6 protein-coding genes and 1 pseudogene are annotated in these 6161 nt (G+C 65.0%); 2 read left to right on the forward strand and 5 right to left on the reverse strand.

Going from position 1 to position 6161, the window contains the following annotated elements; genetic code table 11:
- The 5 genes from AC1DYI_RS24190 to rpmH form a co-directional block, all read right to left on the reverse strand.
- On the reverse strand, positions 1-767 hold a 767-nt coding region (locus tag AC1DYI_RS24190), incomplete at its 3' end, for a tRNA modification GTPase (RefSeq protein ID WP_477206686.1).
- A 243-nt stretch (positions 768-1010) separates the two neighbouring features.
- On the reverse strand, positions 1011-2744 hold the full coding sequence (yidC, locus tag AC1DYI_RS24195; protein ID WP_477206687.1) for a membrane protein insertase YidC: 1734 nt from the start codon (positions 2742-2744) through the stop codon (positions 1011-1013).
- Positions 2741-3058 carry a membrane protein insertion efficiency factor YidD gene (gene yidD, locus AC1DYI_RS24200; protein ID WP_477206690.1) on the reverse strand — a complete coding sequence of 106 codons (318 nt, stop codon included), beginning with the start codon at positions 3056-3058 and terminating at the stop codon, positions 2741-2743. The genes yidC and yidD overlap by 4 nt, the downstream gene beginning before the upstream one ends.
- A gap of 14 nt (positions 3059-3072) precedes the next feature.
- The gene (locus AC1DYI_RS24205; RefSeq protein ID WP_477206688.1) at positions 3073-3579 is read right to left on the reverse strand and encodes a ribonuclease P protein component; all 507 of its coding nucleotides are present in this window, start codon (positions 3577-3579) and stop codon (positions 3073-3075) included.
- A 10-nt stretch (positions 3580-3589) separates the two neighbouring features.
- Positions 3590-3727, reverse strand: coding sequence for a 50S ribosomal protein L34 (gene rpmH, locus AC1DYI_RS24210; protein ID WP_324158085.1), 138 nt, complete (start codon positions 3725-3727; stop codon positions 3590-3592).
- Positions 3728-4080: 353 nt separating this feature from the next.
- On the opposite strand from rpmH, the gene dnaA reads away from it, so the two are divergent.
- Entirely contained in the window at positions 4081-5607 is a 1527-nt protein-coding gene (dnaA, locus tag AC1DYI_RS24215; protein WP_477206689.1) for a chromosomal replication initiator protein DnaA, read from the forward strand.
- 272 nt (positions 5608-5879) lie between these two features.
- A pseudogene (locus tag AC1DYI_RS24220) lies at positions 5880-6161 on the forward strand (DNA polymerase III subunit beta); the annotation flags it as partial.

Consider the following 6161-nt stretch of genomic DNA (forward strand, 5'->3'; position numbering starts at 1 on the left):
ATCGCCAACTCGGCGCCAGCCAGTGCATTCAGCAGCGAACTCTTGCCGACATTCGGCTGGCCGGCCAGCACGACACGCAGGCCTTCGCGCAGCAACGCACCTTGGCGGGTGCGGGTCAGCAACTCGTCGAGCTGCCGCTGGATGCGCGCCAGCTGTCCACGCGCATCGGCTTTTTCGAGGAAGTCGATTTCTTCCTCGGGAAAATCCAGCGTCGCCTCGACCAGCATGCGCAGGCGCACGATGGCTTCGGCCAGGCCGTCGATCTGGGCCGAGAACGCGCCAGCGAGTGAACGGCTGGCCGAGCGGGCCGCAGCTTCGGTGCTGGCGTCGATCAGGTCGGCCACCGCCTCGGCCTGGGCCAGGTCGAGCTTGTCGTTCAGAAAAGCGCGCTGCGTGAATTCACCGGGCTCGGCCAGGCGCAGCCCTGACAGCATTGGCACGCCATCGGTGCCGACAGCCAGCTCCAGGCAACGCGCCAGCAGCAACTGCAGCACCACCGGCCCGCCGTGGGCTTGCAGTTCGAGCACGTCTTCACCGGTGTACGAATGCGGGGCCGGGAAGAACAGCGCCAGCCCTTGGTCGATGGCCTGGCCATCGGCACCGAGGAACGGGCCGTAGTGGGCACGGCGCGGGCTCAACTCAGTGCCGGTCAGTGCGCTTGCCAAGTCAGCCAGGCCACGGCCCGACACACGCACGATACCGACCGCACCCCGCCCGGGGGCGGTGGCAATCGCGACGATGGGGTCTTGGTGGCGGCCGAGGGACACGGCCGGGATTGTCCCCTGAGCGCCGCCCCGCAGCGAAAGCGGGGGCGGCCTCAAGGCACAGGTGTTGGCGCGGGGGGAGCGTCGATCATGGCCTTCTTCGGCCGCGTTCGATCACTCACTCACCGGAGGTTCCGGGTGGACCCCGCACCACGATGATCGTCCAACGGCCACGGCCCTTGAACCCCTCGAAATGAAAAAAGGCCCCGACGAGCGGGGCCTTTCGTGGCAAGGATCACGAAGCGATCACTTCACGCCCAAGCGCTTGTTGATGAACCACTGCTGCGCGATCGACAGCAGGTTGTTCGTCAGCCAGTACAGCACCAGGCCGGACGGGAAGTAGAAGAACATGAAGCTGAACATCAGCGGCATCAGCCACATCATCTTCGCCTGCGTCGGGTCCGGTGCCTTGGGGCCGAGCGCGACCTGCAGCAGCGAACTCAAGGTCATCAGGATCGGCAGCGGGCCGATCGGCATGTTGCCCAGCGGCAGCATGCCGAACAGGTTGTCCGGCTTGGACAGGTCGGTGACCCAGCCCAGCCACGGCGCACCACGCATCTCGACCGAGGCCAGCAGCACCCAGTACAGCGCGATGAAGAACGGCATCTGCACGACGATCGGCAGGCAACCCCCCAGCGGGTTGATCTTCTCTTCGCGGTAGATGCGCATCATCTCTTGCTGCATCTCCTGCGGCTTGTCCTTCATCCGTTCGCGCATTTCCATGATGCGCGGGTTGACCGCCTTCATCTTGGCCTGCGAACGGTAGGCGCTGGCATTGAGCCAATAGAAGGCGATCTTCAGCAGCACGACCAGCGCGATGATGGACCAGCCCCAGTTACCCAGCAGGTTGTGCAGGTGGTCCAGCAGCCAGAACAGCGGCTTGGCCAGGATGGTCACGCGGCCGTAGTCCTTGACCAGCTCCAAACCCGGCTCCATCACCTCGAGCTTCTTCTCGTCCTGCGGACCGGCGTACAACGTGGCGTCGTGGGTCAGTGTCGCCCCCGGTTGCAGCGTCTCCAACGGTTGCACCATGGCCACGGTGTAGTCGCCGCCGAGCTTGTTGGTGTCGAATTCGCGCGACTTGCCGGCCGGCATCAGCCAGGCGCTGACGAAATGGTGCTGGATCATCGCGACCCAACCATCGTTGGCGGTGGCCTCGGTCTTGGCCGGATTGGCGCCGCGCTTGTCGATCTCGGCCGGCTCGATCTTCTTGAACTTGCCCGCATCGTTGTAGATGGCCGGGCCGGTGTAGGTGAAGCCTGTCGACGAGAAATACGACGTCGATTGCCCTTCGGGCGGCCGGCCGTCGCGCAGCAGCTGCAGGTAGACCTTGGGCGTGATCGGCTCGGCCGACACGTTGGTCAGCTCGTGCTTGACCCGGATCGCGTAGTCGCCGCGCTTGAAGGTATAGGTCTTGACCAACTTGGCGCCGCCGATCTCGGCCGACTCGAAGCGCACGCTCAGTTCGTTGGCACCGTCTTTCAGCGTGCGCTCACCCGGCGCAACCGTGAACGGGCTCAGGTGGCGTGGCAACGGCGCGCCACCGGCGGCATTGAAGAAGCCCGTCTGCGCCAAGTAGGTGCGGGACGCGCTCTGATCGAACAGCACCACCGGGTGCGTCGGGTCGATGTTGTCGGGATAGCCGGTCAGCTCCAGGTGGGTGACGGTCGCACCCAGCGTGTCCAGCTTCAGCTTCATCACGTCGGTCTGGACCGTGATCTGCTCGCTTGGCGCGCTGGCGGCTGCCGCAGCGGTGGCCGCCGCCGCTGGCATGCCCGCCGTGGCCGGTACACCGCCGGTTGCCGCAACACTGGCCGCGCCCGCGGCTCCCGAGGCAGCGGCGTTGGCCGGTGCGGTGCTGTCGGCGATCGGCATGCCGAACATCGTCGGATGCCCGTTGTGCTTGTTCCACCCGTCCCACAGCAGGGCGAGCGACATGATGAACACCACCCACAGCAGGGTGCGACGCATATCGGTCATGGCAAGGGCCTGGAAAAAATCTTGGAGGGGTCGCCCACGGTGGCCGCCGGCAACAAATGGGTGAAAAGGCGCGGCCGCTCGGCCGGCACCGGGTCGCAGCCACCTTCACACCAAGGGTGGCAGCGCAGCACGCGAGCCACGGTCAGGTAGCTGCCCGCCAGGGCACCATGGCGTTGCAAGGCCTCGATCCCGTAGACCGAACAGCTGGGCGCAAAGCGGCATTGGTTGCCGAGCCAGGGACTCAGCAGCAGCCGGTAGCCACGCAACAACAACACCAGCGCACGCCGCGGCCCCAGCTTCAGCCAGGGCAGCATGCGCCCGAGCCAACTCATGGCGCGCGGCGGCCGGTCACGGCACGGCTGAACAGCTGGGCAATCTCGGCCCGCGCCGCCAGCCGCAGGGGCTCGGACGACGGGCTCAGGTACTCGCGCTTGTCGAACGGCAGGCGCAAACGAACCACCCACAGGCCTGGTGGCAAGGCTGATGCGTGCTGCGCCATCGCCGCTCGAATCTGGCGCTTGATCAGATTGCGAGTGACCGCTCGCTTGGCATGCCGTTTGGGCACGACCAAGCCCAGCCAATGCCCATTGGGCGGTGGCGGGAGAGGTGCTGTTGAAGATTCATCCACAAGGCCGGCATCGATCATGTCGGCACCTGTGGATAAGTCTGGTGAAACAGGCGGGACAACCTTTTGTCGGACGTCCACAGCGACGCTGTCGCGCGCAAGCGAAGGCCAGCCGCTCACATGATGAACGGCGAAGTGAGCACTTCGCGAACGGGACGAAGTCGCGAGCACGCGTTCGAAATCGGCCGGTCGCACGATGCGGCCGATCATGGCGTGCGCTTTAGACCTGGGACAGCTTCTTGCGGCCCTTGGCACGGCGCGCGTTGATGACCGCGCGGCCGCCCCGCGACTTCATGCGAACGAGGAAGCCATGCGTACGGGCGCGGCGGATCTTGGAAGGCTGGTAAGTGCGCTTCATGGTGCTTGATTCAGGAGTTGGAAGGGGCTTCCCAGCCGCCTGAGGTCAAGCTTGGCAAAGCTCTAGCGCAGCAGCCTGGGGCCTGCCGAACTCGCTTTCGAATCCGGCCAGCCCCCGGTGACCACTCAAGTCGCCTCACTTGCTCTGCTTGACGCAAAAAGCGAGACGTGCCTGACGGCCCCGATTCGGGAAACCCACTATTAGAGCAAAAAACGTGAGGAGGGTCAAACACTTGCACCACAGCACGTGGCTTGGCGCGGGGCTTGACCGGGCTGCAAAAACTGTGGATAACCACCGCCTTCGTCCCCCGTTCCGTGCGTAGAATCCGGCCGCTCGATAAGAACTTGTCCACAATGAGCCTTGATCTCTGGCAGCGTGGTTGCGAACGCCTCGCGACCGAACTGCCCGAACAGCAATTCGCCACCTGGATCCGCCCGCTACCGCCGGCGGACATCACTGACGCGGGCGATGCCGGCGCGGTGGCCTGCCTGCGCGTACCCAACCGTTTCAAGCTGGACTGGATCCGCTCCCAGTACGGCGCCCGCATCGAAAACATCCTGACCGACCTGGCCGGCAAGCCGGTGCGGCTCGAATTGAGCCTGGCCCCGCGCGAGCCGATGGCAGGGCTGACGATGCGCCCGCCGGTCAATGGCAGCGTGCGCACCAGCGTGATGACGCCGTCGTTCAGCCACCCGAACCAGCCCATCACCGCCGCGCAGGTGCTGGCCAATGCCGCCTTGCCCAGGCGCGAAGACAGCCTGGCCCTGGCCACAGCGGCCGATACAGCGACGCTGCGCCGCCCCACAAGCCCCAATGGCAGCCCGTCGATCCACGGCATCCACCTGCCGCCGGCCTCGAACCGCCACCGCCTGAACACCGCGCTGACCTTCGACAACCTCGTCGCCGGCCGCGCCAACCAGATGGCCCGCACCGCCGCGCTGCACGTGGCCGGCGCGCCAGGCCAGATGTACAACCCGTTGTTCATCTACGGCGGCGTCGGCCTGGGCAAGACCCACCTGGTGCACGCCGTGGGCAATGCGCTGCTGGCCGACAACCCGAACGCCCGCGTGCTGTACCTGCACGCCGAGCAGTTCATCTCCGACGTCGTCAAGAACTACCAGCGCAAGACTTTCGACGAGCTGAAGGCCAAGTACCACCAGCTCGACCTGCTGCTGATCGACGATGTGCAGTTCTTCGCCGGCAAGGAGCGCACGCAGGAGGAGTTCTTCAACGCCTTCGAAGCGCTGCTGGCCAAGCGGGCCCACATCATCATGACCAGCGACACCTACCCCAAGGGGCTGGTGGACATCGACGAGCGCCTGACCTCGCGCTTCGACTCCGGCCTGACAGTGGCGATCGAGCCGCCCGAGCTGGAGATGCGCGTGGCTATCTTGCTGGCCAAGGCCCGCGCCGAGGGCACGCTGATGCCCGAGGACGTCGCATTCTTCGTCGCCAAGAACGTACGCGCCAACGTGCGTGAGCTCGAAGGCGCGCTGCGCAAGGTGCTGGCGTACTCGAAGTTCTCGCACAAGGACATCTCGATCAACCTGGCCCGCGAGGCCTTGAAAGACCTGCTGTCGATCCAGAACCGGCAGATCTCGGTCGAGAACATCCAGAAGACGGTGGCCGACTTCTACAAGATCAAGGTCGCCGACATGTACTCGAAGAAGCGCCCGGCCTCGATCGCCCGCCCGCGCCAGATCGCGATGTACCTGGCCAAGGAACTGACCCAGAAGAGCCTGCCCGAGATCGGTGAGCTCTTCGGCGGCCGCGACCACACCACCGTGCTGCACGCGGTGCGCAAGATCGGCGGCGAGCGCCACAAGAACACCGAACTGAACCAGCAGCTGCACGTGCTCGAACAGACCCTCAAGGGCTGACCTCGGGCTTAAGGGGCCCTTCTTTTTTCAACGCATGACCGATCCTGGCCCCACTGTCAACGTGCAAGCCTGGGGACAACTTTCGAACAAGCACCCAGTTACCCACAGCCCCAGACCGTCGCGACAAGTTGCTGTCTTTTGGCCCCTGTCCAAACAAGCCCCCGGCACACAGGGTTGCCCTGACGCTAAAGCATTGAAGAATCAGGCGAAAATGCGCTTTTCCACAGTTGGCGCCTGAGCCTACTAGAACGACTAAGTTCAAAGAGGAAGACATGATTGTTCTGAAAGCCCCACAAGAAAAGTTGCTGGCTGCCCTGCAGGCCGTGGCCGGCATCGTGGAGCGGCGCCACACCTTGCCCATCCTRGCCAACGTGCTGCTGCGCAAAACCGGTGAAACGATCGAGTTCACGACCAGTGACCTGGAGATCCAGGTCCGCACCAGCGCTGGCCTTGGTGGCGACGCTGGCAGCCTGTCGACCACCGTCGGTGCGCGCAAGATGATCGACATCCTGCGCACGCTGCCGTCCGACCAGGTCGTGAGCCTGACCGCCAAC

The organism is Ideonella sp. P3_A4 (assembly GCF_056403075.1).

Coding starts and splice junctions, on each gene's coding strand:
- yidC (WP_477206687.1), bottom strand. CDS start 2,744: ATGACCGATATGCGTCGCACCCTGCTGTGGGTGGTGTTCATCATGTCG.
- yidD (WP_477206690.1), bottom strand. CDS start 3,058: ATGCTGCCCTGGCTGAAGCTGGGGCCGCGGCGTGCGCTGGTGTTGTTG.
- AC1DYI_RS24205 (WP_477206688.1), bottom strand. CDS start 3,579: ATGATCGGCCGCATCGTGCGACCGGCCGATTTCGAACGCGTGCTCGCG.
- rpmH (WP_324158085.1), bottom strand. CDS start 3,727: ATGAAGCGCACTTACCAGCCTTCCAAGATCCGCCGCGCCCGTACGCAT.
- dnaA (WP_477206689.1), top strand. CDS start 4,081: ATGAGCCTTGATCTCTGGCAGCGTGGTTGCGAACGCCTCGCGACCGAA.